This window comes from Mycoplasma sp. AC157 (genome assembly GCF_054343415.1).
The window spans coordinates 15,981-30,754 of record NZ_JBTGVE010000012.1; the positions used below are offsets into that span (position 1 = coordinate 15,981).

Genomic DNA, 14,774 nt, shown 5'->3' on the forward strand with positions numbered 1-14,774 from the left:
AAAGGAAAAATGAATAATAAATTACTTGTTTTAGTTCAAGATGATTTTCAAGATTTTGAATTAACTGCTGTAACTACAACTTTAGAAAGAGCGAAAACTTTTTCTGAAATAATTTTTTATAATAATAACGAATCAAGAGAATATATAGGACAACACAAAATTGTAAAAATACAAACTAAAAAAGAAATTGATTTAAGTGAATTTTCAGCTATTTTTATTCCAGGCGGTAAGGGAGCAACTTATTTAAGAAAAGATTTTAAAAATTTAAATATAGTCAATCATTTTTTAGAAAATAAAAAATGAATTTTTGCTATTTGTGATGCACCAAATGCTCTTTTTGAAACAAAAATTTTTGATGATAAAACTGAATATGTAGGTTTTCCAAATGAATCTAAAAAAGGGGAAAAATTCCAAGACAAAAACATAGTGCATTTTGATAAAATTATAACCGCTAAAAGTGCTTTTTATTCATTGGAATTTTCACTAAAAATAATTGAAATTATTCAAGGAATTGAAATTAAAAAACAAATTTTAAAACAACTAACAGGATAAAAAATAAACATAATTTTTATAGTTTTAAATTAAAACATTTTAATATGACAACTATCAATAAGAAATATAAAAATTTAATTTCAATATTTAGTTCAAAAAACCAAAAAGTGTCAAAAATATTAGGAAAATTGCCCTATTTTTCCTAATTTTTTCCTTTTTTTATGATTTTTTTAAAAATATTTAAAAATTATAATGGGTAGAATATTAAAAAATTACCCAAAAAAGGAGAAAAAAAACATGGCAAAATTACATAGAATCATTACTTTCGTAGAGAAAAGAAAATTTATGGAATTAATTATTTTAATGCATAATAAATTAAAACTAGAACAAAGTTTAGAAATAAATTTAGATCCAAATAATCAAAATAAAATTGTTGCTGAAAAACCAGTTTCTATTTTTGAAAAAATAATGGACTTAATTGAACCAGAATATTCTTATATTTTAAGAAAAGAATTTCTTGAAAATAACAAAAACTGATTTAAAAAACATTGATCAAAAAGTACATACTATAAAAATATCAACAAAGCAATCGACAGATTCTTATTTTACTTATATGGACAATATCCAGCATCTATCTGAGTATAAAGAAATAAATGAAATAGAATCAGTTTTTGAAGTTAAAAAAAGTAAAATCATTTCTAAAAATACACCAATGGGTGAAAGACATTTTATAGAAATCAAAAGAAACATTATTGATGATACATTTTCAATTAAATCTACATATTTTTCTAGAAATCAAAAGAAAGTAGAATTTAGTATCCAATTAAATAACCAACCTTTAGATTTTTCTGTAATTAAAGAGATAAATGAGGAATCTTATGAAAATTTTATAATTCCGTTTTTGGAATTTAAAAAAAATACTTTTTCAGATATTAAAACTTTAAGTTTAATTAGTTCAATAGAAAATAAGAAAGAAGATCCTTTAATTGTAACTCAATTAAAATTAGTTAAAAATCCACTTTTACAAAAAGATTTTTTTGTAGATGATAGTATTATATTTAAATCAGTTAAAGCTCTTAGAACTTCAAGTTTTGCAAACACTATAAATGATAAATATCAAAATTCTTATGATAAATTACTTTATAACAATTTAGTATTTTATCCTACAAAACTAAAAGTAGGAGAATACAACGAAACGTTATTTGATGTAGTTGCATATAACGATGCATATAATGAAGAACTTATAGAAAGAGATTTAAATTTAAAACCTAAGTTTGTTGAAAACTTACCAATCGAAAATCAAGAAAAACTAAATTTATATTTTGAAAAAAATGATAAAGTTGAGTTTATTAATGGTAAAAAAGTTATAGGAAAAATCAAAATTGTAGATAATACATATTATGATTTTGAGAAAAAAACCACTGTAAAGGGCATAAATAGTTATTCTAAGCGAGGTTTTATTATTCCCTATAATTTCTCAGGAGAAATCTTTCCACGCATTAAAATTGATATAAATAAAGATTTCGAAGACATCACTTTGAGTTATAAACAAAAAATTAAACATAAATTTTTAGATAAAAATGATGGAAAAGTAAAATTTTATATTTCTAGTTATAAAGAACCTAGAATTTCAGAAGTGGATCATTATCTAATAAAAAATAGTCAATTTAAATTTTTATTAGATACTACAATTACTCTTGATGGATTAAAAAAATTATACAAAAAAGATGAAGAAGAAATTGTCGAAAATAAAGGAAATTCTCTTTAAAAAGAAAAAAATAATTTTATACTCTTCTCTTTCTGTTGCTTCTGTTATTGCTATAACTATCCCAGTTATATATTTAGCTTTAAAAAGCGAAGATTCTTCAAAAAATAAAAAAATTACAAATAATAACGAATCATTTTTCTTAACTGAAAATGATATTTTCCCAGAAGTTGATGCAAGAGAATATTATGATTATATTGAAATTGAAAATGGAGAACCTGTAATAAATGATAAAATGATTTCTTTTTTTATAACAGATATTATAAAAAGACTTGGTGTGTCTTATGGTGATATAAAGTTCAATTACAAATACGAAAATAAAAAAAGTGTTTTAGTAGAGTTTATTTGGATTAATGAAGATCAAAAAGTTTATAAAAATTATCATTTAAATATAGAAAATAATGATATATAATTTATTTTATGAAAGATTTCGTTTTTGAAAAATTAAAAAAAATTACAAATAAAAAATTCACTGAAGAAAGTGATATTTTTGAAATTGGAGTTGATTCTCTTGACTTAGTTGAAATGATAACAGATATTGAAAGTGAATTATCAATATCTATTTCAGATGAAGAATTAATGAAAATATCAAAAATAAAAGACGTTATAGTTCTTTTAGAAGAAAAGAAACAATAAAATACATTATAAAATGTCAAATAAAAAAGTTATATTACATATTGATATAGATTCTTTCTTTGTGTCTGCAGAGAGAAAGAATAATAAACTTTTAGAAAAAAAAGAAATTGCTATAGCTTACAATAGAAAAAATTCTATTGTTGTTTCGTTGTCTTACGAAGCGAAAAATAAAGGTGCTAAAGTTCCTTGATTATTGTCAAAAGTAAAAGAAATAATTCCAAATATAGTTGTTGTGGAACCAAACTATAATTTATATTTAAAAGAATCTGAAAATTTTTTTGATTTTTTAAAAAGAAAATATACAAAAAAAATTGAAATCATTTCTATTGATGAGTGTTTTATGGATGCTACTGAATTAGTTAAAAAATTTAATAACAATTTAAATTTTATGATTTCTTCTATTCAAAATGATGTAAAAAAATTTTTAGATTTGCCTATTACAATTGGTGTTTCTTATAATAAATTTTTGGCAAAAATGGCAACCAATTTAGCTAAACCATTTGGTTTAAAAATATTAGAGCAAAAAGATATTAAAAAAGAAATTTTACCATTATCAATCGATAAATGTTATGGTATAGGAAAATCTTCCTATATCAAATTTCAAAATTTAAAAATTTATACTATTGAAGATTTTTATAAAAAAATAAAAAAAGATTTAGCAATAAATCAAAAGGTTCATAAAAGAGATTTCGATCTTTTAAATAATTTAGAAAACAACGGTGATGATTTTGTAAATTATAAGTATGAAGAACCTAAAGGAATTTCACAACAAATATCTTTTGATGCTGATAATTGGGTTACAGAAAGAAAAGTTTTATTAGAAAGTATAAAACATATTTCCAGAACAATTTGTTCTAATTTACAGAGAAAACAATTATTTTCAAAAAATTTATTTTTAGTGATTTATACAGATTTAGAAAAAAAATCCAAAAAATTGACTCTTTCTAATTTAACAAATAATGAAGAAGTTGTTTATAATCATTTAAGCAAAATGCTAGATCAAATATGAAATGAACAACCAGTTAAGTTTATTACTTGTGGTTTTAATAATTTGGTTGCAAGTTTTTCACAAATAAGCATAATTGAAGAAGAAGGAGAAAATAAAAAAATTCAAAATTTAATAACAAAATTAAATAATAAATTTTATAAAAAAACCTTTATGTCATTATCTGAACATAAAGATAATAAAATTAAAAATAAAGAAACTACTTATAAAGGTTTTGGTGTAAAGAAATAGTTTATTTATGCTTTATTTTGGCTGATTTTTCTTTTAATAACAACACTATTTGTATTGTATAAATTATCATTGCAATTGCTTGAACAATTAAAATGTAAATTATATCTACTTTTGTTATTAATCCTGTTGAAAAACCAATGATGAATCAATAAATTTCTCAGCTAAAATTAATTAAAAACCCTAAAATTAAAGTAATAAGAGATAAATCTTTAACATTTCTTGTTTTGATAATCATAAATGTTTGTGGTGCAAAAGCAAAAGAGGTTCCTGATGCAGCAGCTATTCCAAAAATAGCATCAGCAATTGAGTTCAATTTTCACCCGTTGTGATATGCAATCGAAGCAAAGCAAATTACTCCTATATTGTATATTGTTGATAAGAAAATAAAAGGTTTATAAAATTTTGATTCTCTATACTTTAAAAATAAATTAATAGTAATTGTTAAAAGAACTAAAGAAAGTAAATTGGCAACTACTAATTGAATTTTTTTAAATTCAAGTAAAGAAGCATAAATTGATCATAAAGTAACCCCAAAAAAGAAAATAAAGAAACTTAATAAATTAACTTTCCCGCTTTTTTCTTTAAAAGTCTTTATTAATTGCGGAACTGCAAAAGCAACCGTAAAAATAACTCCAAATCAACCGAAAATTTCTCCAAAAATTTCTGTCATTAAATTGTGCCTTTCTAGTTTTAATGTTTTTACCTTATGAAATTTTATCATTTATTGCATTATTTTTTTAAATAAATGAAAATTAAATCAGTTTCTTTTTTTAATATATTAAATAATTTATTAGTTTTTTATTAAAAAAGTATTAAAATTTAAATAAATAAATTATAAGTTGGTGAATAATGGAATATAAATATAAGAGAATTTTGTTAAAACTTTCAGGAGAAAGTTTAGCAAATAAAGAAACTAGGTTAGCAATTGATAATAACATGGTAAAAAAAATTGCAAAACAATTAAAAGAAGTTATTAAAATGGGAATCGAAGTTGCTGTTGTTGTTGGTGGCGGAAACTTTTGAAGGGGAGCTTCAGCTGAAAAAAACGGAATTTCCAGAAATAGAGCTGATTATATAGGGATGCTTGCAACTGTGATGAATGGTTTAGCATTACAATCAGGTTTTGAACAGGAGGGTTTATCTGCAAGAGTATTGTCTTCTATAAACTTTGATAAAAGAGTTTCAGAATACTATATTAATGAAAAAACAGATAAATATTTATCACAAAAAGAAATAATAATTTTTGTTGGAGGAACAGGAAGACCATTTTTTACAACAGACACTGCAGCCACTTTATTTGCTTCAGAAATAAATGCTGATGTAATATTAGTTGGTAAAAATAATGTTGCAGGAGTTTATGATTCAGATCCAAAATTAAATCCTAATGCACAATGATTTGAAAAAATAACATATGATGAAATTTTAGAAAGAAATCTAAAAGTAATGGATTCTACATCCTTTTCTATGGCAAAAGATAATAATATTGAGCTTATAGTTTTTAACATAAATGAAGAAAATTCAATTTTAAGAGCTATAACTGGAGAAATAAAACATACAAAGGTAATTAATTAATATGGAATTAGATTTATATTTATTAGAATTTGAAGAAAAAACAGAAAAAGTTATTGATAATTTTGAAAGACAATTAACTAAAATCTCTACAGGACGGGCAAATCCGCAATTAGTAGCATACATAAAAGTTAATTATTACGATACATTAACTCCTATTGAACAATTAGCATCAATTTCAGTGCCACAACCACAACAATTGTTAATAAAACCATTTGACATTTCTTCTGTTAAAGAAGTTTATGCAACATTAGTAGCACATAATTTAAATATTCAAGTAACTAATGAAGGACATCAAATAAGATTAACTTTTCCGCCTTTAACTACAGAAAGAAGAAGAGAACTAGTTAAAAGTTTATCTAAAACAATTGAAGAAGCAAAAGTTGGAATAAGATTAATAAGACAAGAAATAAATAAAGATGTTAAAAAAGATGAAGAATTAAGCGAAGATGAGCAAAAAAGATATTTAGAAGTTATTCAACAAAATGTTGATAAAAAAATTGATTTAATTTCTAAAATAGCAGATGAAAAAGAAAAAGATTTAATGACTATCTAAAGAATATTATGAAAATAGAAAATAAATGAAATTGCCTTCTAAAAAATAAAATTTTAGTAAGAACAATTGTGGTATTATTGATTTTTTTAATTTTATTTCCAAGTTTTTTTTCAATTTATTTTTTGGGAATTGGTGGAAGAATTTTTGGTTTACTCTTTTTTATTGTTTTAAGTTCTTATGGTTCATACGAAATTCTCAAAAATTTTAAAATTAAAAAGTTGATATTCATTCCTTTAATTGTTTTATCCAATATGACTTACTTTTTATCTATAGATAATTTCTTATCAATAGTTAAAGATGGTATAAATCATTTTGAAGATTTAATTTCTTATCTAACATTAGATTTAGAAACTGGAATATTTTTAATTTCTTTATTTATTTTGCTTTTAATTATTAGTTTTATTGATAAAGAAACACAAAATGTTTTTAACTATATATTAATTTATTTAGTACTTTCTTCAATTTCTTTATTTGGAAAATATTTATTTATTTTTAATGTTTATAGTGTTTATGCTGTTCTTATAATTGGATTTATTGCAGGAATTTCCGATACTTTTGGTTTATTTGGGGGTTCTTTACTGGGCAACAAAATTTTTAAAAGAAAATTAGCACCAAAGATTTCGCCTAAAAAAACTTGAGAAGGAGCAATCATTTCTGTTTTATTTTCTGGAATTTTTACTTTTTGTTGTTTATATTTTAGTTCCATTTTTCCTTTTGCAAACAATGAAAAAATAATTTTTGCATTAGTTATGTCATTGATTTTACCAATTGCTTCGATTCTAGGAGATTTATTATTTTCATTAATAAAAAGACATTTATCTATAAAAGATTTTTCAAATTTATTGCCCAATCACGGCGGGATAATGGATAGATTTGATTCAACATTTTTAGTTCTTTTTTGTTTGGTTATAGGAATTTTAATAATTAATATTTTTTAGGAGAAAGATGAAAAATAAAAAACAAAGATATTTATTTGCTTTGGACTTAGATGGTACAGTTTTAGCAAATTCAGCAACTGGAGAAATGCATCCAGACACAATAGAAGCAATAAAATTAGCAAAAAGTCAAGGGCATGTAGTTTGTATAATAACTGGTCGTCCATGAAGAAGTACTAAACCAATTTATGAAAAATTAAATTTAGACACAGTTGTTGGTAATTACAATGGTGCTCATATTCATAATCCTGTTGATGACTTTTTTATTCCACAAATTCATTATCTAAATTTAAACGAAATGCTTTATATTTTAGGGGATAAAAGGGTAAAAAAAGAAATTTCTAACATTGCAATTGAAGGACCAGGTTGAGTTCAACTTAAAAAAAGAGATGAGGCTTTAGAGAGAGTTTTTGGATTTAGTGATTCTTTAAAATTTACTGTAGGAATTAATTTAAATAAATTACCTTTAAAACCAACAGGAATTGTTTTTGATGTAAAAGAAACCACTGATGTATATGAATTAAAAACCTATTTAGAAAGAAAATTCGGAGATTTAGGGGAATTTTCTTCTTGATCAAAAGGTGAAGGTTTAACACCTGTATTTGATATTACTTCAGTTGGAGTTAATAAAGCTAAAGTTGTTTCTTTATTAATGAGATATTACGATATAGATGTAGATAATACCATAAGTATTGGTGATGGTTATAATGACGTTTCGATGTTTCATGTTACAAATGTTGCAGTTGCTATGGGAAATAGCGAACAAAGAATTAAAAGAATTGCAACAGTAGTCTTGAAAAAAACAAATAAAGAAGGTGGTGTAGGACACTACATTAAAAAATTTTTAAAAGATCCAAGTAAAGAAAAAGAAAAAAGCAAAAAAATAAGAGAATCTAGAAATAACAAAGAAGCAGAAATAACTTAAAATGATTGATGGAAAAATCGGCTGTGATGAAACTGGAGTGGGTGATTATTTAAGTCCATTAGTCGCTGCTGCAGTTTTAATACCTAAAGAAAATTTGGAAAAAATTTCTTTATTAAATATTAAAGATTCCAAAAAAATAACAGATTCTAAAATTATTGAACTTACTCCTAAAATAAAGGAAAATTGCTATTTTTCAATCAGTTTTTTAAGTCAAAAACAATATAACTATTTATCTAAATTTCTGAATGCAAATGAATTAAAAATGTTGTTACATTTACAAAATATAAATAAACTAGAAAAAAAATATACAGCAAATGAAGTTATTATTGATCAATTTTCTACAACAAATTCCATTAATAAATATATTAATAAATTAGTGAATTCATCACTACAAGTTACAACAATTAAATCTAAATTGAAACTAGAAACAAAAGCAGAAGACAAATTTTTAGAAGTTGGCTGCGCTTCAATTATTGCAAGAGAATTTTTATTGCAAAAAATGGAAGACCAAAACCAAAAATGAAACTTTAAATTTTTATTAGGTGCTACTAAAGATGCAAAAAAATGTGCATTTGAATTTGTAACAAAATACGGATTTGAAAATTTAGATCAAGTAGCTAAAATTAACTTCAAAATTACAGAAGAAATTAAAGAAAATTTATAAGCTTTATAATGAAAAAGGGCAAAAAAACACAATTTTTTCATTTGAAAGCTCATTTTTTATAAAATTTTTGTTTTTTTTCTATAATTATGTAGTTGTTTATTTTAATAACAACGAAAGGGGAATAAATATTGAAGAATAAATTTTCAGAAAGGCAGTTTTTACTATTTGGACTAAACTATATAGTTGGTTTTGGTTTTATAGTAACAATTGCTGGTGTTATTAGTAAAGGACTTTGAGGAATGCTTATTTTTGTATTAACAGCCTTCATTTGTGGTGCTGTTATGCTTGCTTTTGCCAGAGGTGGAGAAAATTTTGGTTCTGAAGTTGGTGGAAGTTATGTATATGGAAAAAAAGCTTTTCCAAAACAAAGATGATTTATCTTTTTTCAAGGATGGAATCAATTTGCTCAAGTTCCTTTATTTTCTGCTACGACTCCATTGTTCTTTTCTGGTTTATTAAGCGAACTCGATAAAGAACATCAAGAAATTTATCTTGCAGTTTCTATTGTGTTTTTCTTATTAACTACAATAGTAAGTGCTTTGGGTTTAAAAATATCAAAATGATTTATTTTTATATCAGCGATTATAAAATGAATAACAATAATAACAGGTTTATTTATAGTAATTTACCTTTCAGCAACACAGTTAGATTTTGCATCTAAATTATTAAGCAAAGATGAAATAACTATAGGGGTAATAGTTGGTTCGGTTTTAAGTTTTATTTATGCTTTTGGTGGTTTAGAAGGTTTAGCAGGTTTATCTGCTGATGTTGAAACAAAAAGATTTAAGAAAATTTTAGTTTTAATTTTTATAATAATTTTAAGTTTTTATTTAATCTTTTATTTAATTTTTTTAGGAGTTTCTTTTAACGATACTACAAATTCCTTTTCAAATTTATTCAAACTAGTTTTTGGAATTACAGGAGTTATATTATTTGCAATAGGGTTATTTTTTAACAGAACAACTTCTTCAATTAGTTCATTAGTTTATTATGCAAGAACAGTTGTACCTTTAGCAGAAGATGGATTTTTACCAAGTTCATTAGCAATAAAAGGAAAAAATAATAATTATAAAAATGCCATTATTTTTTGTACTATTTTTGCATCTATATCTATGATTATTTTTACTCTAATTCCTTATTTTTTAGGAATAGAAGACAAATTCCATGCAATTCTAAATGCTGGTAATATTGTGTTCTTAATGCAATATTTACTCACTATATTTAGTATTCTTGTAATTGGTTATAAGTATAAAGAATTTAAAATCCCAATTTGAGAACAAATATTATTATATTTTGGAATGTTAGTTATAATTTTCGTAATTTTAATTTCTTTTATACCACCAATGGTAGGTGAAGAATATACATTAAGTACAGCAATTTTATTACCAAGTTATGCAGGAACAATGTTAATTGGTTATGCAATTTGAGGTCTTTGACACTGAATTTCAAAGAGAAAACAAAATAAGAGTAAGTTGTAAAAAACTTACTCTTTTCATTTGAATTTTTAGCAAAAAAGATAGTATAATTATTTTTTATAATAAGCATAAATAAAAGGAGTTATATGAACGAAACATTTAAAAAATTTTGTCAAGAAATTGAATTTGAACCAACTGAAGAATTTTATGGTGTCGAAATTGAACAAGTTAGCAGAGAAGGTAATTATTATTTAGTCTATTTTAATTTTAGAGACATTGTTAAAATTTCATTATTTAGACAATTTTATTCTAAAGTTAGAAAAGCAAAACTTAATTTTGAAATTAAAATTAAATATTTTGATGATTCCAAAAAAGAATTTTTAGTGAAAGATTATTTTGAATATGCTTTTCTTTTAGTTAATAATTTATTTGATTTTTTTGAAAACAAAAATTATGAGTTTTCAAAAAGCAATATTTTAACAATTTTTGTTAGAAATGAATTAGACGCAAAAATTGAAAAATTAAATCAAATAGAAACATATATGCAAAACTGAGGTTTTGAAAACTTTAAAGTAGAATTTAAAATTGATGAAGAAAAAGAAAAAGAAGCACAAAAATTAAGAATTGAAGAAATGTTCAAAGAAGAAAAAATGAAACAAGATTTTCTCAAAAGTGTTAAACAAACTGAAAATAGCAATAATATAGGTTTCAAAAAGGATTTTACTTCTTTTATGAAAAATAAAAGTTATACTCCTTTATCTATAAAAGAAGCATTAGAAAGCGAAGAATTTAATGTTATAGTTACTGGTGAAATTTTTAAAAGAGATGTTCAAAAAACTAAAACCGGTTTATGAATAACAATTTTAACAATAACAGATTATGAAGAAGCTATTAAAGTTAAAATATTTTCAAAAACTGATCAAGAAAAAGAAGAACAGGAAAAATATGTAGTAGGTAAAACAATAACTGCATATGGTTCTAATACAAAAGATGAGTATTTAAAAACTAAAGTAATTAGTGCTAAAAAAATAGAATTTATAGAACTCAAAAAAGATGAAAGAATCGATAAAGAGAAAGAAACAAGAGTTGAATTTTATGCAAGAAGCAATATGAATGCTATGGACGGAATATCAACAGCAGAAGAATATGTGCTTGCAGCAAAAAAATTTAATCACAGTGCAATTGGTATTGCTGATGTTGATTCTGTTCAGTCTTTTCCTGAATTTTATCATTCAGCAAAAAAACACAAGATAAAAGCAATTTATGGTTCTACTTTTAACACTATCGAATATAAAAATAATGCTGTTATAAATGCAAAAAAAGATTCTTTATTAAAGAATGCTAAATACGTGGTTTTTGACTTAGAAACAACAGGTTTATCTCCTAGATATGACGAAATCATTGAATTTGGTGCAGTTGTCATAGAACACGGAAAAATAAAGGAAAATATTCAATTTTTTATAAAACCTAATAAACCTTTACCAAAGTATATTACAGAAATTACAAACATTACAGAAGCAGATTTAATTAATGCAATTTCACAAGAAGAAGGAATAAAAAAAATTAGAGAAATTTTAGATAATTCCATTGCAGTAGCTCATAATGCTAATTTTGATATAAATTTTGTTAATGAAAAAATAAGAGTTTTTAATTTACCAAAATTAGATATTGAAGCTATTGATACACTTATAGTGGCAAGAATTATCAATCCAGATGCTAAAAAATTTAGATTGGAAAATTTGGCAACAAGATTAAATATAAATTATGACTCAACTGTAGCCCATAGAGCTGATTATGATGCTAATGTTTTAGCTCAAGTTTGACTTTCTTTTTTAAGAGAACTAGAACAAAAAAACATTAATTCTAGCTATGATTTAGAATTTTTTGAACTAGAATCACTTCATGAAAAAAAATTCAGTTATGAAGTAGTTATTTATGCAAAAAATCAAAAAGGTTTAAAAGAATTATTTAAATTAATATCAGATGCATCAGTTAAAACCTTTTACAATGGACCGAAACTTTTTATAGATAAATATCAAAAAAGTGAGAATTTATTATTAGCTAGTGGAACTTTAAACTCAAGATTAATTGATAAACTTTTCTTTTCTACAACAGAAATTTTTGAACAAGAATTACAAAGATATGATGTTGTTTTTGTACCACCACTAAGAGATTTTGTTCATTGAAATAATAGAAATATTTTAGCAACTAAAGATATAAAAGAAGGTTTAAGAGATTTAGTTTATACAGCTAAAAAATTTAATAAAAAGATTATAGCAGTTTCTGATTGTCGTTATATTGAAGAAAACCAAAAGATACTTCATAATATTTATATAAATGCTAAAGGACTTGGCGGAGCAAGACATTATTTATATAAATATAAAGAAGAAAACCCAATTTATCCTTTACAAAACTTTTTAACAACAGATGAAATGTTTAAAGAATTTGACTTTTTAGAAGATTTTAACATCATAAAGGAAATTGTGGTTTCCAACTCAAGAAATTTAGCAGAAGAATTCGAAGAAATTCAGGTTATTAAAGACAAATTATATGCACCTATTTTCGATAATTCAAAAGAAAATTTAGAAAAACTTGTTTGAAAAACAGCAAAAGAAAAATATGGTGAAAATTTACCCGCTATAGTAAAAAATAGGTTAGAAAAAGAACTAAATCCTATTTTAAATTATGGTTTTGATGCAATTTATTGAATTAGTCATAAACTAGTAAGAAAATCACTTGATGATGGATATTTAGTAGGATCTCGTGGTTCGGTTGGTTCTTCTCTTGTTGCAACAATGGCAGGAATTACTGAAGTTAATCCACTTGTTCCACATTACATTTGTTCTAAATGTAAAACATCTGAATTTTTTGAAGATGGTAAATATCTTTCAGGTTTTGACTTACCAGATAAAAATTGTTCTAAGTGTAATATTCCTTTTGAAAAAGAAGGACAAACAATTCCTTTTGAAACTTTTTTAGGATTTAAAGCTGATAAAGTTCCTGACATAGATTTAAATTTTTCAGGTGAATATCAAATTAATATTCATAATGAAGTAAGAAGATTATTTGGAGAAAACCACACTTTTAGAGCGGGAACTATTTCTACAAATGCTGAAAAAACTGTTTATGGTTATATTAAAAGTCAAATAGAAGAAAATTTAGCTAATTATTCATCCGCTTTTATGGAATTTTTATCATTAAAAGCTAAAGGAGTAAAAAGAACTACAGGACAACATCCAGGGGGGATAATTGTAATACCAAAAGAATTTGATGTAGAAGATTTTACTCCAATTAATTATCCAGCTAATAATGATTCATCAACTTGAAAAACAACTCACTTTGATTTTAGTTCCATTCATGATAATGTATTAAAATTAGATTTACTTGGTCATGATGATCCTACAGCAATTAGAATGCTAGAAAATTTAACTAAAGTAAAAGCAACAAGTATTCCAAAATCAGATCCCAAAATAATTTCTCTTTTTTCTTCCACAGAGGCTTTAGGTATTTTACCAGAAGATATTTCTGGAGAAACTACAGGTGCAATGGGGATTCCGGAGTTTGGAACTAACTTCGTAAGAGGAATGTTAAAAGTAGCAAAAGCAGAAACTTTTGCGGACTTAGTTGCTATTTCTGGTTTATCTCATGGAACAGATGTTTGAAAAGGAAATGCTGAAGAGTTAATAGTAGAAAAAAAACTTACTTTTAAAGATATAGTATCTTGTCGTGATGATATAATGAGTTTTTTAATTTTAAAAGGAGTTGAACCATCAGCATCTTTTAAAATTATGGAAAATGTTAGAAAAGGAAAATCTTTAACTAAAGATGAAGAAGAGTTATTAAATAAACATAACATTCCAGATTGATATATAGAATCACTTAAAAAGATTAAGTATCTTTTCCCAAAAGCACATGCTACAGCTTATGTTTTAATGGCTTGAAGAATTGCTTATTATAAATTATATTATCCACTTGCTTATTATGCAACTTACTTTACAACAAGAGCTGATGTTAGTGATATCAAAACACTAACATCAGGAAAAACAGGGATAAAAGAAAAAATAAGAGAATTAAAAAGAAGAGAATTTTCAAAGAAAAAAGAAGAACAATTATCTGTAAAAGAAAAAGATTTAATTCCAATTTTATGTATTGCTGAAGAAATGCATGCAAGAGGATTTACTATTTCTAATGTAAATCTAGAAAAATCCAGTTCAACTGATTGAATTCTTGATTATGAAAACAACGCTTTAATTCCGCCATTTATTACAATTGATGGACTTGGTGAAGCAGTAGCTAAATCGATTGAAAAAGCAAGAGAAGAATCAGAATTTTCTTCTATTGAAGACTTAAAAAACAGAACACTTTTAAATAAAACCCTTCTTGAAAAAATCAAAGAAATGGGAATAGTAAAACACCTTAATGATACAGATCAAAATTCATTATTTTAACTAAAATAGAAAAAATATTAAATTATCAATAAAAAGAACAAAAATTCAACTTTTTTGTTTTTTTATTTCTTTTTTGTCCTAAATTTTTACTAAATTTCTATACTTAGTTAATTTTATTGTTTAATTCATCTA

General features: G+C 24.1%; 14 protein-coding genes. 13 read left to right on the forward strand and 1 reads right to left on the reverse strand.

Translation table 4 applies throughout. The features are described 5' to 3' along the window. The first annotated feature begins 9 nt into the window (after positions 1 to 9). The 6 genes from ACXX84_RS02585 (at position 10) to ACXX84_RS02610 (ending at position 4,130) form a co-directional block, all read left to right on the forward strand. Positions 10 to 552, forward strand: coding sequence for a DJ-1/PfpI family protein (locus ACXX84_RS02585; protein WP_458557340.1), 543 nt, complete (start codon positions 10 to 12; stop codon positions 550 to 552). A gap of 237 nt (positions 553 to 789) precedes the next feature. Next, positions 790 to 1,137 (forward strand): MG284/MPN403 family protein, encoded by a 348-nt coding sequence (locus tag ACXX84_RS02590; RefSeq protein ID WP_436358902.1) that lies wholly within the window; start codon positions 790 to 792, stop codon positions 1,135 to 1,137. Beyond that, complete coding sequence (locus ACXX84_RS02595) at positions 1,106 to 2,260, forward strand: MHO_1580 family protein (protein ID WP_458572854.1); 1,155 nt, start codon at positions 1,106 to 1,108, stop codon at positions 2,258 to 2,260. Before ACXX84_RS02590 ends, ACXX84_RS02595 begins: the two co-directional genes overlap by 32 nt. Then, positions 2,220 to 2,669, forward strand: coding sequence for an MHO_1590 family protein (locus ACXX84_RS02600; RefSeq protein ID WP_458572855.1), 450 nt, complete (start codon positions 2,220 to 2,222; stop codon positions 2,667 to 2,669). Before ACXX84_RS02595 ends, ACXX84_RS02600 begins: the two co-directional genes overlap by 41 nt. A gap of 8 nt (positions 2,670 to 2,677) precedes the next feature. Next, the gene (locus ACXX84_RS02605) at positions 2,678 to 2,893 is read left to right on the forward strand and encodes a phosphopantetheine-binding protein (protein WP_436358905.1); all 216 of its coding nucleotides are present in this window, start codon (positions 2,678 to 2,680) and stop codon (positions 2,891 to 2,893) included. A 13-nt stretch (positions 2,894 to 2,906) separates the two neighbouring features. After that, positions 2,907 to 4,130, forward strand: a complete 1,224-nt coding sequence (locus tag ACXX84_RS02610) for a Y-family DNA polymerase (protein ID WP_458560610.1) — start codon at positions 2,907 to 2,909, stop codon at positions 4,128 to 4,130. A 1-nt stretch (position 4,131) separates the two neighbouring features. Here the strand turns inward: ACXX84_RS02610 and ACXX84_RS02615 are convergent, their stop codons facing one another. Further along, positions 4,132 to 4,851, reverse strand: coding sequence for a PQ-loop domain-containing transporter (locus ACXX84_RS02615; protein WP_436358907.1), 720 nt, complete (start codon positions 4,849 to 4,851; stop codon positions 4,132 to 4,134). Positions 4,852 to 4,979: 128 nt separating this feature from the next. Between ACXX84_RS02615 and pyrH the strand changes: the two genes are divergently transcribed. The 7 genes from pyrH to ACXX84_RS02650 all read left to right on the forward strand — a co-directional run bounded on the left by pyrH (position 4,980) and on the right by ACXX84_RS02650 (position 14,642). Beyond that, the gene (gene pyrH, locus ACXX84_RS02620) at positions 4,980 to 5,702 is read left to right on the forward strand and encodes a UMP kinase (RefSeq protein WP_436358908.1); all 723 of its coding nucleotides are present in this window, start codon (positions 4,980 to 4,982) and stop codon (positions 5,700 to 5,702) included. Between the two features lies 1 nt (position 5,703). Continuing rightward, positions 5,704 to 6,255 carry a ribosome recycling factor gene (gene frr, locus ACXX84_RS02625; RefSeq protein WP_458559269.1) on the forward strand — a complete coding sequence of 184 codons (552 nt, stop codon included), beginning with the start codon at positions 5,704 to 5,706 and terminating at the stop codon, positions 6,253 to 6,255. A gap of 8 nt (positions 6,256 to 6,263) precedes the next feature. Continuing rightward, positions 6,264 to 7,193 (forward strand): phosphatidate cytidylyltransferase, encoded by a 930-nt coding sequence (locus tag ACXX84_RS02630; RefSeq protein ID WP_458560609.1) that lies wholly within the window; start codon positions 6,264 to 6,266, stop codon positions 7,191 to 7,193. 7 nt (positions 7,194 to 7,200) lie between these two features. After that, a complete protein-coding gene (locus ACXX84_RS02635) occupies positions 7,201 to 8,115 on the forward strand; it encodes a Cof-type HAD-IIB family hydrolase (protein ID WP_436358911.1) in 915 nt (304 codons plus the stop codon). Position 8,116: 1 nt separating this feature from the next. Further along, positions 8,117 to 8,779, forward strand: a complete 663-nt coding sequence (locus tag ACXX84_RS02640) for a ribonuclease HIII (RefSeq protein ID WP_436358912.1) — start codon at positions 8,117 to 8,119, stop codon at positions 8,777 to 8,779. A gap of 128 nt (positions 8,780 to 8,907) precedes the next feature. Beyond that, positions 8,908 to 10,257 carry an APC family permease gene (locus ACXX84_RS02645; RefSeq protein WP_436358569.1) on the forward strand — a complete coding sequence of 450 codons (1,350 nt, stop codon included), beginning with the start codon at positions 8,908 to 8,910 and terminating at the stop codon, positions 10,255 to 10,257. 83 nt (positions 10,258 to 10,340) lie between these two features. Further along, positions 10,341 to 14,642: a PolC-type DNA polymerase III gene (locus ACXX84_RS02650; protein ID WP_436358568.1), complete on the forward strand. Its 4,302-nt coding sequence runs from the start codon at positions 10,341 to 10,343 to the stop codon at positions 14,640 to 14,642. Positions 14,643 to 14,774 lie beyond the last annotated feature (132 nt).